Source organism: Streptomyces sp. NPDC004134, from assembly GCF_042874195.1.
Lineage (GTDB): Bacteria > Actinomycetota > Actinomycetes > Streptomycetales > Streptomycetaceae > Streptomyces.
Window position 1 is genome coordinate 106,398 of the sequence record NZ_JBIAMS010000020.1, and the last position, 16,238, is coordinate 122,635.

Consider the following 16,238-nt stretch of genomic DNA (forward strand, 5'->3'; position numbering starts at 1 on the left):
CAAGCGGCAGGACGCTCTCCGTACGAGCCGCAGGACGCTCCCCGTACGAGCGGCAGGCGCCCCCGGATCACCGGGAGGCGCCTGTCCGCGGGATGGTACGCCGGCGGGGCCGAGGGGCAGCGGCCCCGCCGACGGGCTTGTCAGGGCACGTGCACCCACTTCGCCTCGGACGGCACGCCCTTGCCGTCGGCGACGAAGAGCATGTACCAGCCGGGCGGCACCAGGCTCGGGTCCGCAGGCACCGTCACGGTCACCTTCCCGGCGCTCTTCTTCACGTCCAACTGGATCGAGCGCTGCTCGACGTCCGTGACGTGGGTGACGGAACCCGGCCGGATCAGCCGCGCCTTCGCGACCCGCCCGGCCCCCTCGACCTCGTACGTCGCCTCCTGCCCGCGCCCCGGCCGCTCGGGACCCGCACCGATCGACAGCCGCTTGCCGTCCTCGGCCTTGTGCAGATACGGCGGCGTGAAGATCTCGATGCGCTTCTCGAAGGTGCCGGGCCGGGTATTGGCCTTGTCGCCGAAGAGGGAGTCGGAGCCGAAGGTGGCCACCCGGCCGTCGGGCAGCAGCACGGCCTCGGAGTGGTAGTTGCGGCCGACCTTCGGATCGGCGGCGCGGGTGAAGGAGTTGGCGCCCGGGTCGTAGAACTGGGCCTTGTGGATGTCGCTGTCGCCGCGGCCGCGGTAGTCGGCGGAGCCGCCGCTGGTGAAGACCGTGTCGTCCGGCATGATCACGCTGTTCAGGTACCGGGTGCCCTGCGGCAGTTCGGGGCCGTCCGCGTACGCGGGCCGGTCCTTGGTCAGGTCGATGATCGAGGTGCGCGGCGTCGCCTTGGCCGACTCCCCCACCCCGCCGCCGCCGAGCACCATGACCTTCTGGTCCTGCGCGGGCGGCAGCAGCAGCGACCCGGCGGTCTCCAGTTGGTCGGGGTCGGTCAGGCCGGGCACGGTGGTGAAGGAGTTGTCCTTCAGGTCCCAGATCCCGGGCTTGCGGCCGCGGTCGGCCGGGCCGTAGCCGGCGTTGGCGCCGGAGTAGAAGAGCTTGCCGCCCCCGGTGAGGAAGAGCGCCGGGTACGTCGGGAAGTAGCGGTTCGGCGCCTTGGACCACTTCTTGGTCTTCGGGTCGTAGACCTCGTTGTCGCCGTAGAGGATCTCGCCCGACTCGTCGAGGCCGGAGACCGAGAGGACCTTGCCGTCGGGCAGCGTCACGAGGGTGGGGTACCAGCGGGCCTTGTCCATCGGGTCGACGCGGACGTAGCGCTCCTGGACCGGGTCGAACTCGAAGGTGTCCTTGATCCCCTGGAAGTCCTGCTTGTCCATGGTGAGCTTCTGCGCCAGGCCGTAGACGTTGTCCGCGCTCTTGCCCGTCAGGCCCTCGACGGCGTACTGCGCCTGCCGGTCCTGGACGTAGCCGCGGCCCTCCTCCTCGGCCTCGACGAAGACGTTGGCCTCGGCGGCGGTGACGACCGCCTTCCTGCCGCGCTTGGCGGTCTTCTTCTCGGCGGCCGGGACGGTCACGGCGGCGGTGGTGCGGTAGACGAGCCCGGAGGGGGCGATGAAGCCGGTGCCCTTCTTGATCCTGACGGGTTCGTCCGGGTCCTCGTTCTTCACCAGCATCCGGCCGCCGGCGCGCTCGACGTCGCCGTCGAGGAGTTCGTAGCGGGCGGTGCCGCCGGCGACCAGCAGCCGGCCGTCGGCGAGTTGGGTGTGGCCGGCGCAGAACAGGTCGGCGGGGGTGCGTATCTCCTCGTAGCTGTTCTTCTCCGGGTCCCACAGGATGGTGCGGAAGGTGCCGGCGTCGAACTGCTTCTGGTCGTTGCCCGAGCCGGCGATGAGCAGCACCTTGCCGGTGTGCAGCAGCGTGGCGTGGATGGCGTTGAGGTGGTACGAGTCCGGGGTGTCCTGCACCTGCCAGGAGCCGAACTCCCGCTGGTAACCCGGCCGGGATATTCGGTACTCGTGGTACTGCTCCTCGGCGAAGCCGATGGCCGCGGGGGCGTTGAGTCCCGCCAGCACCAGGACCACGCCCGTGCCTATCGCCGCCTTCTTGAACCGTTTGCCGGGCCGGTACCCCATGGATCAGCTCCTCCCGCTCGTCGTCGCAGTGGTGGTCGCCGTCGCGGTCGTCCCCGTGGCCGCGGCGGTCGTCGCCGTCGCGGTCGTCGCCGCGGAGGCCGCCGTCGTCGCCGTGGCGGTGGAGGCACTGGCGGCGGTGGGGGCGGTGGGGGCGGTCGTGGCCGCGGGGGCGGTGGCGGCGGTGGCCGGTGCCGCGTCCTCCGCCGCCCTGGCCGGCTTCCACAGCCTCGTCCGCAGCCCCCTGGCCCGGCCGCGTACGGCAGCGGCGGCGGCCACCGCCGCCCGGCGCCTGACGTCCTCGCGCCGGTTCGCGGTCCGCACCTGCCAGGAGGACCAGAGCCAGATCGCCGCCGGCGCGAGCGCGAGGCACACCCCGAGCACCGTCCAGGTGCGCATCGCGACGTGCGTGTGGCCCAGCACCACCGACGCCAGGAACGAGACCGCGAGGACCGCCGCCCAGAAGAAGTGGATGCGGAACGTCGCCAGCCGGTCGGGACTCGCGTCGCCGCCCTTGGGCGTGACCACGAACCGGCACGGCCGGCGCAGCACCGCCGCCTTGAAGGACGTGAAGTAGATCGGCGCCGACATCGCCGACATCAGCATCCCGGCGAGGCCGCCGGAGCCCTCGGGCTCGTGCGGCGAGACGTTGTGCCGCCGGTTCCACAGGTAGAGGCCGATCTGCAGGGCCGCCGCGTCGCTGTAGAGCATCAGCCAGATCGAGGCCGGCACCTGGGTGCCGGAGGAGCCGAGCCAGAGGAAGAGGACGCAGCTCAGCGCGCCGAGGAGCCAGTTGACCGCCGTCATCGGGTAGTAGACGAGCATGAGCGAGTAGTTGAGGAGCCGCCGGAGGGGGAAGCGCTCCCTGCCGCGCCCGTACTGGCCGATGATCGTCTCGTATGTGCCGCGCGACCAGCGCAGTTGCTGGGTGAAGAAGTCGGTCCAGGAGTTGGGCCCCTCGCCGACGGCGAGCACGTCCGGGGTGTAGACCGACGACCAGTGCCGGCCGGTGGCCGGGTTGCGGGTGCGGTGCAGCTCGAAGCCGGTGGCCATGTCCTCGGTGATCGAGTCGTAGAGGCCGCCGATCTGCCGGAGCGCGGTGATGCGTACGGCGTTGTTGGTGCCGACGAACATCGGCGAGCCGTAGGCGTTGCCGGCGCGCTGGATCAGCGCGTGGAAGAGGTACTGCTGGCTCTCCGCGAACTTGGTGACGGCGGTGTCGTAGTTGCCGTAGACCTGCGGGCCGACGACGAAGGCGACGTCGGGGTCGCGGAAGTAGCCGAGCATCCGCTCCAGGTAGTTCGGCAGCGGCACGTGGTCGGTGTCGACGGAGGCGAAGAAGTCGTAGCCGTCGCCGTACGCGGCCAGCCAGGCGTTGTAGTTGCCGTGCTTGGTCTTCGCTCGGTGGGGGCCCTCCTCGGCGTTCCACTGCGGCACGCCCTTGCGGCTGAAGTGCCGTACGCCCAGCTCCGCGCAGAGCGCCCGGGCCTCGGGGTCGTCGCCCTCGTCCAGCAGCCAGACGTCCAGCGGCCCCTCGTGCCGCAGCGCGACCGCGCCGGTGAGCGTGGCGCGCACCATGGCGATGGGCTCCTTGCCCGGCACGTACGTGGTGAGGAAGGCGACCCGGGTGCCGGGCTCCGCGGTGACCGGGACCGGGTCCCGGGCGACCATCGTGGCGTGCGCGATCGAGACGACGTTGACCAGCCGGAACGACTCGATCAGCCCGATCGATATGAGCATCACCGCGTCCGCGGTGAGCAGCCAGGGCGGGGCGCCGGTGCGCTCGGTCCAGTGCGAGGGCCAGACGAGGTAGAGCAGCAGGGCGCAGGACAGCAGCGGCGCGAGCGCCATGAGCAGGACCGCCCGGACGCGGTGCGGCTCACGGGAGAGCAGGCGCGTGTAGCGCACCCGGTAGGGCCCGGACGGATCGGGATCCGTCAGCGGCCCCGCGAGGCGGCTGAACTTCTCGTAGTCATAGCCTTCCGGCCGCACGGTCCCTCCGCAGATACGACAACGCCGACATATCCCACCAAAAGCGGAAAGTGGTTGCGTGTCGAACCGGAGAGGGCCGTGCGGGGGGTTCCGTACCGCGAAGGGGCCGGACGGGGCGTCAGCGGGCGGCGGTCAGGTGCCGACGACACCCTCGCGGCGGGCGCGGTCGGCGATGATCCCGGCCTCCAGCTCGCGGCGCAGCATGCGCTCGGCGGCGAAGCCGCCGCCGGGCAGCACGGCGAGGACGAAGTACAGCGCCCCGCGCTTGAGCGGCCAGCGGGTGCGGTTCCAGGCGTCGGCGAGGAAGAGCACGTACCCGATGAAGAGCAGCCCGTGGATCATGCCCATCACCGGGACCGCGTCGAAGTCGGTGGTCCGCTTGAGCACGGAGCACACGAGCAGCAGGAGGAAGGAGACCGCCTCGGGGGCCGAGATCAGCCGGAGCCGGCGGAGTGCGGATGCGGTGTCGATGGCCACAGGGTCCATGGGAACAGCCTTCGGATCGTCCGGAATCCGGGGGATCTCCCCGGGCAAACTGGACCCCATTGTGTCAGCCGCTCATACCCGGCCTTCCGGGAGGGGTGGCCGAGCCGCTAGCGTCGGCCCGTGGCTCAGTTTCGACTGCAAGGCAGCAAGGTGCTGGCCGTGGACATGGCCGGCGACGCGGTGAAGGCGAAGAACGGCTCGATGGTCGCCTACGACGGCCAGATGTCGTTCAAGAAGCTCACAGGGGGCGGCGAGGGGATACGGGGGATGGTGACGCGCCGGCTGACCGGCGAGTCCATGGAGCTGATGGAGGTGAAGGGGCAGGGCACCTGCTTCTTCGCCGACCGGGCCAGCGTGATCAATCTGGTCGGCCTCCAGGCCGACAAGCTGTACGTGGAATCGAGCAACCTGCTGGCGACCGACGGCGGGCTGAAGACGGGGACGAGCTTCACCGGGATGCGCGGCGCCAGCACGGGCACCGGGCTCTTCACCACCACGGTGGAGGGTACGGGGCAGGCGGCGATCATGTCGGACGGGCCCGCGGTGGTGCTGCGGGTGACGCCGGGCACGCCGCTGGTCGTCGACCCGGGCGCGTACGTCGCGCACACCGGGCAGGTGCAGCAGCACTTCCAGTCCGGCGCCACGTTCCGCACCCTCATAGGCGAGGGGGGCGGCGAGGGGTTCCAGATCCGCTTCGAGGGGGACGGGCTGGTCTACGTACAGCCCAGTGAGCGCAACACGGTGGGGGGTGCGGTCTAGATGCCGTTCCGGATGCTCAATTCGAAGATCGCCGAGGCGCAGGTGCTGCCCGGCCAGACGATGTTCAGCCAGCGGGGGGCGATGCTCGCCTACACCGGGCAGGTCAGCTTCACGCCCAACATCCAGGGCGGCCAGGGCGGGCTGACGTCGATGATCGGCCGCCGGGTAGCGAACGAGGCGACGCCGCTGATGACCGTCGAGGGCTCGGGCACGGTGATGTTCGGGCACGGTGGCCACGAGGTGCACGTGATCGACATGGCCGGCGACACCCTGTACGTGGAGGCCGACCGGCTGCTGGCCTTCGACGGCTCGCTCCAGCAGGGCACCATGTTCATGGGCTCGCAGGGCGGCGTCATGGGCATGGTCCGCGGCCAGGTCACCGGCCAGGGCCTGTTCACCACCACCCTCGCCGGCCACGGCGCGGTGGCGGTGATGGCGCACGGCGGCGTGCTGGAACTCCCGATCACCCCGCAGCGCCCGGTGCACGTCGACCCGCAGGCGTACGTCGCCCACCGCGGCCAGGTGCAGAACAAGCTCTCCACCGCCCTCGGCTGGCGCGACATGGTGGGCCGCGGCTCCGGCGAGGCGTTCCAACTGGAACTGTCGGGCAACGGCACGGTCTACGTGCAGGCATCGGAGGAGAAGCTGTGAACGCCGGACCCGTCGTCCACGACATGAACACGCTGCCGCGCAACGACAACGTCCACCCGTACGCCTTCAGCGTCGCGCTCAACGGGCAGTGGTTCCTGCAGAAGGGGAAGATGATCGCCTACTACGGGCAGATCTCCTTCGAGGGCGTCGGCCACGGGGCGTTCGAGGGGCTGGTGGCCGGGAGCTTCCACTCGCCGCTGCACGCCGCGGACTGGGTGGTGGCGCGGGGCAACGGCGTGATGGTGCTCGCCGACCGGGCGTTCGACGTCAACTCCTTCGACCTGGACGACGGCAACCTCACGATCCGCTCCGGGAACCTGCTGGCGTTCGAGCCGGGTCTCGAGCTGAAGCAGTCCATCGTGCCGGGCTTCCTGACGCTGATCGGCACGGGCAAGTTCGTCGCCGTCTCCAACGGCGCCGTCGTCTTCGTCGAGCCCCCGATCCGGGTGGACCCGCAGGCGCTGGTGGGCTGGGCGGACTGCCCGTCGCCGTGCCACCACTACGACCACGGGTACATGCAGGGCCTGCTCGGCGGGATCCGGGCGATGACCGGCATCGGCGGCGCGTCCGGCGAGGAGCACCAGTTCCAGTTCACGGGCGCCGGGCAGGTGCTGCTGCAGTCGACCGAGACGATGCAGGCCGGGCTGGCGACGGGGGCCGTGCCGCATCAGCAGGGCGTGCCGGGCGGCACGCCCGCGGGGTACGGCAGGTAGCAACGGCGGCGGAGCGCGTACGGGCCGGGCTTCCGGTTCGTACGCGCCCCTCCGCGCGCTCAGCCGCCGGTGAGGCCCTCCAGCAGCTCGTCGGCGGCGGCGTACGGGTCAAGCTCGCCCGCGGTGATCCGCTCGGCGAGCGCCGACAGCCGCCGGTCGCCGTGCAGGTCCGCCATGCGCTCGCGCAGCGCCGTGACCGCGATCGTCTCGACCTCCCCGGCCGCCCGCCGCAGCCGGCGCCCGGCCAGCACGCCGTGCTCCTCCATCCAGGCCCGGTGCTTCTCCAGCGCCTCGACGACCTCGTCGGTGCCCTCGTCGCGGGCGGCGACGGTCCTGACGATGGGCGGGCGCCAGTCGCCGGGGGCGCGGGCCTCGCCGAGGCCGAGCATGTGGTTCAGCTCGCGGGCGGTGGCGTCGGCGCCGTCGCGGTCGGCCTTGTTGACCACGTACACGTCGCCGATCTCCAGGATCCCGGCCTTGGCCGCCTGGATGCCGTCGCCCATGCCGGGCGCCAGCAGCACCACGCAGGTGTCGGCCTGCCCGGCGATGTCCACCTCCGACTGCCCGACGCCGACGGTCTCCACCAGCACCACGTCGCAGCCGGCGGCGTCCAGCACCCGGATCGCCTGCGGCGCGGACCAGGCGAGCCCGCCGAGGTGGCCGCGGGTGGCCATGGAGCGGATGTAGACGCCGGGGTCGGAGGCGTGCGCGCCCATCCGCACCCGGTCGCCGAGCAGCGCGCCGCCGGAGAACGGCGAGGACGGGTCGACGGCCAGCACGCCGACCCGCTTGCCGCGCCTGCGGTACGCGGTGACCAGGGCGGAGGTGGACGTGGACTTGCCGACGCCGGGCGCTCCGGTGAGCCCGACGACGTAGGCGCGGCCGGCCAGCGGGGCGAGGGCGGCCATGACCTCGCGCAGGTGCGGCGACGCGCCCTCGACCAGGGTGATGAGCCGGGCGACGGCCCGTGGGCTGCCCTCGCGGGCGGCGGCCACGAGCGCGGCTACGTCTGCGGCTGGCATGTGTGATCGCTCCTTGCGTCCGTACGGGGCCTGCTCCCCGGCCCCTCCCCTGCCCCGGTCACCGTACGGACCGGGGCCGCCGCGCCCGTGGCGCCGGCCTCAGGCCCCCGGGACCCGCACCACCAGCGCGTCGCCCTGGCCGCCGCCCCCGCACAGGGCGGCCGCACCGACGCCGCCGCCGCGGCGCTTCAGTTCGAGGGCGAGGTGCAGGACGAGCCGGGCGCCGGACATCCCGATCGGGTGACCCAGCGCGATGGCGCCGCCGTTGACGTTCACCTTTTCGGGGGTGACGCCGAGGTCCTTCATGGACTGCACGGCGACGGCGGCGAACGCCTCGTTGATCTCGATGAGGTCGAGGTCGCCGACGTCGATGCCCTCCTTCTTCAGCGCATGCAGGATGGCGTTCGAGGGCTGGGACTGCAGGGAGTTGTCCGGGCCCGCCACGTTCCCGTGGGCGCCGATCTCGGCCAGCCAGGTCAGCCCCAGCTCCTCGGCCTTGGCGCGGCTCATGACCACCACGGCGGCGGCGCCGTCGGAGATCTGCGAGGCGGTGCCGGCGGTGATCGTGCCGTCGGGCGCGAAGGCGGGGCGCAGCTTGGCCAGGCCCTCGGCGGTGGTGTCCGGGCGGATGCCCTCGTCGGTGTCGACGACGACGGCCGCGCCCCGGCGCGCGGGCAGCTCGACCGGGGTGATCTCCTCGGCGAAGATCCCGCGCTCCCGGGCGGCGGCGGCCCGCTGGTGGGAGGCGGCGGCGAAGGCGTCCTGCGGCTCGCGGGCGATGCCGAGGCGGGTGTTGTGCTTCTCGGTGGACTCGCCCATGGCGATGCCCTCGAAGGAGTCGGTGAGCCCGTCGTGCGCCATGGAGTCGAGCATCTGCAGCGCGCCGTACTTCACGCCCTCGCGGGACTTCGGCAGCACGTGCGGGGCGTTGGTCATGGACTCCTGGCCGCCGGCGACGACGATGTCGAACTCGCCGGCGCGGATGAGCTGGTCGGCCAGGGCGATGGCGTCCAGCCCGGACAGGCACACCTTGTTCACGGTCAGCGCGGGCACGCTCATCGGGATGCCCGCCTTGACCGCGGCCTGGCGGGCCGGGATCTGCCCGGCCCCGGCCTGGAGCACCTGCCCCATGATCACGTACTCCACCTGGTCGGCCGCGACGCCCGCACGCGCCAGGGCCGCCTCGATGGCGAAGCCGCCCAGGTCCGCGCCGGAGAAGGCCCTCAGGGAGCCGAGGAGGCGCCCCATGGGGGTACGGGCGCCCGCGACGATCACGGACGTGGTGCCTGAAGTGCCGCTGCCAGTCATGCGCGTCCCCTTCGGGGAGGAGTGAATGAGGGTTAACTTCAGCGTACTGAGCGGTACGCGTCCGGGTCACGGTTCGTTCGGTGTGACTGTGCGCACGTTGCGTAACCTTCCCGGCGGCGGTGGACTGTGCGCATGCTGACGCGCATCGACCACATCGGAATCGCCTGTCATGACCTTGACGCAACCGTCGAGTTCTACCGCCGCACCTACGGCTTCGAGGTGTTCCACACCGAGGTCAACGAGGAGCAGGGGGTCCGCGAGGCCATGGTGAAGATCAACGAGACGTCCGACGGCGGCGCCTCGTACCTGCAACTGCTCGAACCGATCCGCGAGGACTCCGCGGTCGGCAAGTGGCTGGCGAAGAACGGCGAGGGCGTCCACCACATCGCCTTCGGCACCCCGGACGTCGACGCCGACGCCGACGCCATCCGTGACAAGGGTGTACGCGTCCTCTACGACGAGCCGCGGCGCGGCTCGATGGGCTCGCGGATCACCTTCCTGCACCCCAAGGACTGCCACGGTGTGCTGACAGAATTGGTCACTTCCGCATCGGCCGCGGGCGGACACTGACCTTTGATTCCCGTGGCCGGTAGAGTGCAGGGGGCCGCCCGCGTCCTGGGCGGCCCGATCATCTGACACCATCGATACCAGCACACGAACGCTGCACGTGAACGCAGCACACGTCATCGCCATTGCCAGCAGGCAGAAACGACCCGGGGACGGATGGGACCGCGCAGTGCGGGGCTACGACCGCTACGAGCCTGACGCCGTGATGGACGGGCTCTCGCAGTTCGAGGCCGAGATCGAGCGGCTGAAGAAGGAGCGGGAGAAGGCCGTCCAGCACGCCGAGGACCTCGGCTATCAGGTCGAGGTATTGCGCGCCAAGCTGCACGAGGCGCGCCGCGGACTCGGCGCCCGCACCTCCTTCGACAGCGCCTCGCACCAGGCCGAGCAGTTGCTGCGCAACGCCCAGGCCCAGGCGGACCAGTTGCGCGCCGACGTCGAGCGCGAGCTGCGCGAGGCCCGCGCCCAGGCGCAGCGGCTGCTCCAGGAGCACGCCGAGCGCCAGGCCCGGATGGAGGCCGACCTGCACGCCGAGGCGATCGCCCGGCGGCAGCGGCTGGACGAGGAGCTGGCGGAGCGCCGCACCACCGTCGAGACCCACGTCAACGAGAACGTGTCGTGGGCCGAGCAGTTGCGCTCCCGTACCGAGGCGCAGGCCCGCCGGCTCATGGACGAGACCAGGACCGAGGCGGACCGGCTCGTCGCCGCCGCCCGGGCCGAGGCGCAGCGCCAGTCCGAGCAGACCCGCCAGCGGGTCGGCAGCGAGGCGGAGGCCGCCCGGGCGGAGGCCGACGATCTGCTGCGGCGCGCCCGCGCCGACGCCGAGCGGCTGCTGAACGCCGCGTCCACCCAGGCCCAGGAGGCCACCACCCACGCCGAGCAGTTGCGCAGTTCCTCGGCCGGGGAGGCGGAGGAGGCTCGCCGGGAGGCGACGGACGCGCAGCGCCGGGCCGAGGAGAAGCTGGCGGAGGCCGAGACCTCGCTGCGCTCCGCGCGCACCGAGGCGGACCGGCTGGTGGCGCAGGCCGAGGAGGCGGCGACCAAGAAGATCGCCGAGACCGAGGCCGGCGCGGACCAGCGGATGCGCACCACGCGCAACGAGATCGCGCGGCTGGTCGGCGAGGCCACCAAGGAGGCCGAGGCGATCAAGGGGGAGGCCGAGCAGGTGCGGGCCGACGCCCGTACCCAGGCCGAGGCGCTGATCGCGGAGGCCGAGGAGACGGCACGTACGCGCTCCGCCGAGGACAGCGCGAACGCCATCGCCAAGGCCGCCAAGACCGCCGAGGACGTGCTCAACAAGGCGTCCAGGCAGGCCGAGGACACCACCACGGCCGCCGGCGAGGAGGCCGACCGGATCCGCCGGGAGGCGGAGGCCGAGGCCGAGCGGCTGCGGGACGAGGCCGCGGCGGCGGCCGAGCAGCTCAAGGGCGCGGCCAAGGACGACACCGAGGAGTTCCGGGCCAAGACGGTCGAGCTGCAGGGCGAGGCCCGGCGGCTGCGGGACGAGGCCGAGGCGTTGCGCGCGGAGGCCACCGCCGAGGGCGAGCGGATCCGCGGCGAGGCCCGCAGGGACGCGGTCGCGCAGATCGAGGAGGCGGCGAAGTCCGCCGAGGAGCTGCTCGCGAAGGCCGGCACGGACGCGGAGGAGCTGCGCGAGTCCGCCACGGCCGAGGGCGAGCGGGTACGCGGCGAGGCCGCGGAGCGGGCCGCGACGCTGCGCGAGCGGGCCGAGGAGGCGCTGGCCAAGGCCCGTACCGAGGCCGACGAGCTGCGCGCCGAGGGCGAGGCGCAGGCCGCGAAGATCACCGAGGCGGCGGCGGAGGCCGCGCGCAAGACCCGTACCGAGGCCGACGAGGCCGTCACCGCCCGCCGGGCCGAGGTGCAGACGGAGCTGGACCGGCTCCAGCAGGAGGCGGCCGCCCGGGTCACGGCCGCCGACGAGGCGCTGGCCGCGGCCCGCGGCGAGGCGGAGCGGATCCGCCGGGAGGCCGCGGAGGAGACCGAGCGGCTGCGCGCGGAGGCGGCGGAGCGGCTGCGTACGCTCCAGCAGCAGGCGCAGGCCGAGGCGACCCGGATGCGCGAGGAGGCCGCCGCCGAGACGGCCACGACCCGCGCCGAGGCCGAGGCCGCCGCCCACCGGCTGCACGAGGACGCCACCGGCGAGTCCGAGCGGCTGCGCCGCGAGGCCCAGGAGGCGGCCGACCGGATCCGCTCCGAGGCGTCCGCCGCCGCCGAGCGGCTGGCGGCGGAGGCGCAGGAGGCGCTGACCGCCGCGCAGGAGGAGGCCGCGCGCCGGCGGCGCGAGGCGGAGGAGATGCTCACCGCCGCCCGCGGCGAGGCGGAGCGCGAGCGTACGCAAGCCACCCGGCAGGCCGAGGAGTTGCTGGCCTCGGCGCGCAAGCGGGTCGAGGAGGCGCAGGCGGAAGCCGCCCGGGTCACCGAGGAGTCGGAGCGCCGGGCGCGCGAGCTGGTGACCGCGGCCGAGCAGACCGCCCAGCAGGTGCGGGACTCGGTCAGCGAGCTGCGGGCGCAGGCCGACGAGGAGATCGCGGGGCTGCGGTCGGCCGCGGAGCACGCCGCGGCCACGCTGCGGCGCGAGACCAAGGAAGAGACGGACGCCGCCAAGGAGTTGGCGGAATCGACCGTCAACGACGCGCTAGCAGAGGCCGAACGCCTGCGTACCGAGGCCGAGCGGGTCCGGGACGAGTCCCGCGGCGATGCCGCGAAGCGCCGTACGGAGGCCGCGGAGCAGGCCGACAAGCTGGTCGAGAAGGCGCACGAGGAGGCCACCCGGGCCACCGCGGCGGCCGAGGAGCAGGCCGACGTGATGGTCGCCGCCGCCCGCAAGGAATCCGATCGGCTGGTGCGCGACGCCAGTTCGGAGGCGAGCGGTCTGGTGGAGAAGGCCCGCGCCGACGCCGACCGGATGCTTGAGGAGGCCCGCCGGGACTCGCACGCGATCCGCGAGCGCGCCGAGGAGTTGCGCACCCGCACGGAGGCCGAGACCGACGCACTGCACGACCGCGCCCGGCGCGAGGCCGCGGAGGCCACCAAGGCCGCGGGCGAGCGCGTCGACAAGCTCGTCGCCGCAGCTCACGAGCAGCTCAACGCGGCCGAGACGCGCGCCCAGCAGATGCTCACCGACGCCAAGGGCGAGGCCGGCAAGGTCCGTATCGCCGCGGTGAAGAAGGCGGAGGGGCTCCTCAACGAGGCCGAGCAGAAGCAGGCCGAGGCGTTCGACGCGGCCGAGCGGACGAAGGCCGAGGCGCGCGCGGAGGCCAAGCGGATGGTCGACGAGGGCCGCCGCGAACTGGAGTTGATCACCCGCAGACGCGAGGACATCAACGCGGAGATCTCCCGCGTGCAGGACGTCCTCGAAGCCCTGGAGTCCTTCGAGAGCCCCGGCACCGCGGGGGCGAACGGCAAGGACGCCAAGGATGGCAAGAACAGCCAGGTCAGCAAGGGGAAGGACGGCGGCGGGAAGGCCCCCGCCGCCGCCGCGGCCCGGTCGGGGGGCAAACAGCCCGGTGGCAGACCACTCGATTGAGCGGACATTCTCCAGATCAAACCTGGATTGACACTGTGACACGCCGTCAGCACCCCTAGGATTCCCCTTATCACCTCACTCGGTCTCTTTCGACAGGAACCCCATGAGCGACACTGCCAACCCCTTCGGTTTCGAGTTCGCAAGGCGCGGATACGACCGCGAACAGGTGGACGAGCGGATCACCAAGCTCGTAGCCGACCGCGACAGTGCCCTCTCGCGCATCACCTCCCTTGAGAAGCGGATCGAGGAGCTGCACCTCGAGACGCAGAACGCGCAGGCGCAGATCGCCGACACCGAGCCGTCGTACGCCGGCCTCGGTGCCCGGGTGGAGAAGATCCTGCGGCTCGCCGAGGAAGAGGCCAAGGACCTGCGCGAGGAGGCCCGCCGCGCCGCCGACCAGCACCGCGAGCTGGCCGAGTCGGCCGCGCAGCAGGTGCGCAACGACGCCGAGTCGTTCGCCGCCGACCGCAAGGCGAAGGCCGAGGACGAGGGCGCGCGGATCGTCGAGAAGGCGAAGGGCGAGGCCAGCGGGCTGCGTGCCGAGGCGCAGAAGGACGCGCAGTCGAAGCGCGAGGAGGCGGACACCCTCTTCGAGGAGACCCGCGCCAAGGCCGCCCAGGCCGCCGCGGACTTCGAGACCAACCTCGCCAAGCGCCGGGAGCAGTCCGAGCGCGACCTCGCCTCCCGCCAGGCCAAGGCCGAGAAGCGGCTCGCGGAGATCGAGCACCGCGCCGAGCAGCTCCGCCTGGAGGCCGAGAAGCTGCGTACCGACGCCGAGCGTCGCGCGCGGCAGACGGTCGAGACGGCGCAGCGCCAGTCCGAGGACATCGTGGCGGACGCGAACGCCAAGGCCGAGCGGATCCGCAGCGAGTCCGAGCGCGAGCTGGCGGCGCTCACCAACCGCCGCGACAGCATCAACGCCCAGCTCACCAACGTCCGCGAGATGCTGGCGACGCTGACCGGCGCGCAGGTCGCCGCCCAGACGGGCGTCGACGAGGTCGAGGACAAGCCGGGCGTGCCCGCCCAGCAGTCCCGCTGAGTCCGGTGCGGCCGGGCGGCTCACCCCGCCCGGCCGTGCGGTACCCGTCCGGCGCCCTCCGCCCCGCAAGCGGAGGGCGCCAATCCGGTTGTGTCGATTGCTCCCAGGAGATGCGTTCGATGACCTCGCCGCCTAGGGTTAGCGCATGATCGAACTGGAGGGGCTGACCAAGCGGTACGGCGACAAGCTCGCCGTCGACCACCTGACCTTCCAGGTGCGGCCCGGAATGATCACCGGATTCCTTGGTCCGAACGGCGCCGGCAAGTCGACGACGATGCGCATGATGCTCGACCTCGACAACCCCACGTCCGGTTCCGTGCGCATCGACGGCAAGCACTACCGCGAGCTCCAGGAGCCGCTGAAGTACATCGGCGCCCTGCTGGACGCGAAGAACATGCACGGCGGCCGCAGCGCGTACAACAACCTGCTGTGCCTGGCCCAGAGCAACCGCATCCCCGACGCCCGGGTGAGCGAGGTGCTGGAGACCGTCGGCCTGACCGCGGTGGCGAAGAAGAAGTCCAAGGGCTTCTCGCTCGGCATGGGCCAGCGCCTCGGCATCGCGTACGCGCTGCTGGGCGACCCCGAGATCCTGATGTTCGACGAGCCGGTCAACGGACTCGACCCCGAGGGCATCCACTGGATCCGCAACCTGATGAAGAGCCTGGCCGCCCAGGGCCGCACGGTCTTCGTCTCCAGCCACCTGATGAGCGAGATGGCGCTCACCGCCGACCACCTCGTCGTCATCGGCCAGGGCAAGCTGCTCGCCGACACCTCGATGGCCGGCTTCATCCGGGAGAACTCGCGTTCCTACGTGCGTGTGCGCACCCCGCAGCCCGAGCAGTTCAGGGACGCCGCGAGCGCCGCGGGCATGTCCGTGAGCCTGCACCAGGACGGCGCGTTCGAGGTCGAGGGCGCCGACATGGCCGAGCCGGTCGGCGAACTGGCCGCGCAGCACCGCGTGACGCTGCACGAGCTGAGCCCGCAACAGGCATCCCTGGAGGAGGCGTTCATGCAGATGACCGCCCAGGCGGTCGAGTACCACGCGCACGATCTGAGCGACCCGAACGCCGCGGCGGCCGGAGCCGCGCCTCCGGCGCCGCCCGCGCCGAACGCGCCGCCGGCACCGGGTCCGCAGTGGGGCAAGGGAGACTGACGGCCATGGCAGCACCCTCGGCAGTGCTCAAGTCGGAGTGGACCAAGATCCGTTCGGTCAGCTCCACGATGTGGACGCTGGCCGCCGCGCTGGTCCTGACCGCCGCGGTGGGCGCGCTCCTGTCCGGCGTCATGAACGCGACGTTCGACGACCTCTCCGAGGCCGAGCGGCTCACCTTCGACCCGACCCTGGTGAGCTTCTTCGGCATGATGCTCGGCCAGCTCGCCATGGTCGTCTTCGGCGTCCTCGTGATCAGCACCGAGTACAGCTCCGGCATGATCAAGACCTCGCTGGCCGCGGTGCCGCAGCGGGCCACGTTCTACGTCTCGAAGATCGCCGTCGCCACCGCCCTCGCCCTGGCCGTCGGGCTGCTCACCAGCTTCGTCACGTTCTTCCTCGGCCAGTCGCTGCTCGGCGACCACAAGGCGTCGATCGGCGACGAGCACGTGCTGCGGGCCGTCATCGGCGCCGGCCTGTACATGGGCGTGATCGCGATGTTCTCCATGGGCGTCGCCGCGATGCTGCGCAGCACGGTGCTCTCGCTCGGCCTGCTGATGGCGTTCTTCTTCCTGATCTCCTCGATCCTGGCGGGCGTCCCGGCCACCAGGGACGTCGCGCGCTACCTGCCGGACCAGGCGGGGTCGCGGATCATGCAGGTGGTGCCCGGCGCGCTGAACAGCGACGAGACGCCGTACGGGCCGTGGGGCGGCTTCGCCATCATGTGCGCGTGGACGGCGGCGGCGCTGATCGGCGGGTACGTCGTGCTGAAGAAGCGCGACGCCTGACCCCTCGCCCGTCGCCCCGTCCCCCCTCGCCGCTCCCCAGGTGCCTCTTCCGGCAGCCCGGCGGCCTGCCCGCCGGGAACCGGAGGCGTCCCGATAGCCTCTTAGCCTGAAGGGGGACGGGAAGTCGCGTGCGCCCCCGTGTCCGAC

The 16,238-nt window shown here is 72.2% G+C and carries 13 protein-coding genes; 8 read left to right on the forward strand and 5 right to left on the reverse strand.

From position 1 onward, the window contains the following. Window positions 1-140: 140 nt before the first annotated feature. The 3 genes from ACFYVJ_RS24005 to ACFYVJ_RS24015 form a co-directional block, all read right to left on the reverse strand. On the reverse strand, window positions 141-2,075 hold the full coding sequence (locus ACFYVJ_RS24005) for a galactose oxidase-like domain-containing protein (RefSeq protein WP_388894934.1): 1,935 nt from the start codon (window positions 2,073-2,075) through the stop codon (window positions 141-143). Between the two features lie 3 nt (window positions 2,076-2,078). Then, window positions 2,079-4,064, reverse strand: a complete 1,986-nt coding sequence (locus ACFYVJ_RS24010; RefSeq protein ID WP_388894937.1) for a glycosyltransferase family 2 protein — start codon at window positions 4,062-4,064, stop codon at window positions 2,079-2,081. 132 nt (window positions 4,065-4,196) lie between these two features. Further along, on the reverse strand, window positions 4,197-4,541 hold the full coding sequence (locus tag ACFYVJ_RS24015; protein WP_388895074.1) for a DUF3817 domain-containing protein: 345 nt from the start codon (window positions 4,539-4,541) through the stop codon (window positions 4,197-4,199). Between the two features lie 129 nt (window positions 4,542-4,670). Between ACFYVJ_RS24015 and ACFYVJ_RS24020 the strand changes: the two genes are divergently transcribed. From ACFYVJ_RS24020 to ACFYVJ_RS24030, 3 genes are read left to right on the forward strand one after another with little or no spacing between them, the layout of a single operon-like run. Continuing rightward, complete coding sequence (locus ACFYVJ_RS24020; RefSeq protein ID WP_101421379.1) at window positions 4,671-5,309, forward strand: AIM24 family protein; 639 nt, start codon at window positions 4,671-4,673, stop codon at window positions 5,307-5,309. Then, the gene (locus ACFYVJ_RS24025) at window positions 5,310-5,960 is read left to right on the forward strand and encodes an AIM24 family protein (RefSeq protein ID WP_388894941.1); all 651 of its coding nucleotides are present in this window, start codon (window positions 5,310-5,312) and stop codon (window positions 5,958-5,960) included. It abuts the gene before it with no gap. Between the two features lie 23 nt (window positions 5,961-5,983). Continuing rightward, a complete protein-coding gene (locus ACFYVJ_RS24030; protein WP_388895077.1) occupies window positions 5,984-6,673 on the forward strand; it encodes an AIM24 family protein in 690 nt (229 codons plus the stop codon). A gap of 59 nt (window positions 6,674-6,732) precedes the next feature. Here ACFYVJ_RS24030 and meaB read toward each other — a convergent pair whose 3' ends face one another. Further along, window positions 6,733-7,695: a methylmalonyl Co-A mutase-associated GTPase MeaB gene (gene meaB, locus ACFYVJ_RS24035; protein ID WP_388894944.1), complete on the reverse strand. Its 963-nt coding sequence runs from the start codon at window positions 7,693-7,695 to the stop codon at window positions 6,733-6,735. Window positions 7,696-7,794: 99 nt separating this feature from the next. Further along, window positions 7,795-9,003, reverse strand: coding sequence for an acetyl-CoA C-acetyltransferase (locus ACFYVJ_RS24040; RefSeq protein ID WP_388894947.1), 1,209 nt, complete (start codon window positions 9,001-9,003; stop codon window positions 7,795-7,797). 132 nt (window positions 9,004-9,135) lie between these two features. On the opposite strand from ACFYVJ_RS24040, the gene mce reads away from it, so the two are divergent. The 5 genes from mce to ACFYVJ_RS24065 all read left to right on the forward strand — a co-directional run bounded on the left by mce (window position 9,136) and on the right by ACFYVJ_RS24065 (window position 16,091). After that, the gene (mce, locus tag ACFYVJ_RS24045) at window positions 9,136-9,573 is read left to right on the forward strand and encodes a methylmalonyl-CoA epimerase (RefSeq protein ID WP_388894949.1); all 438 of its coding nucleotides are present in this window, start codon (window positions 9,136-9,138) and stop codon (window positions 9,571-9,573) included. A 166-nt stretch (window positions 9,574-9,739) separates the two neighbouring features. Beyond that, entirely contained in the window at window positions 9,740-13,114 is a 3,375-nt protein-coding gene (gene scy / locus ACFYVJ_RS24050) for a polarized growth protein Scy (RefSeq protein WP_388894951.1), read from the forward strand. A 103-nt stretch (window positions 13,115-13,217) separates the two neighbouring features. Continuing rightward, on the forward strand, window positions 13,218-14,153 hold the full coding sequence (locus ACFYVJ_RS24055) for a cellulose-binding protein (protein WP_388894954.1): 936 nt from the start codon (window positions 13,218-13,220) through the stop codon (window positions 14,151-14,153). 145 nt (window positions 14,154-14,298) lie between these two features. Further along, a complete protein-coding gene (locus ACFYVJ_RS24060) occupies window positions 14,299-15,306 on the forward strand; it encodes an ABC transporter ATP-binding protein (RefSeq protein WP_388894957.1) in 1,008 nt (335 codons plus the stop codon). A gap of 5 nt (window positions 15,307-15,311) precedes the next feature. Continuing rightward, window positions 15,312-16,091, forward strand: a complete 780-nt coding sequence (locus ACFYVJ_RS24065) for an ABC transporter permease subunit (RefSeq protein WP_388894960.1) — start codon at window positions 15,312-15,314, stop codon at window positions 16,089-16,091. The last annotated feature ends 147 nt before the right edge of the window (window positions 16,092-16,238 follow it).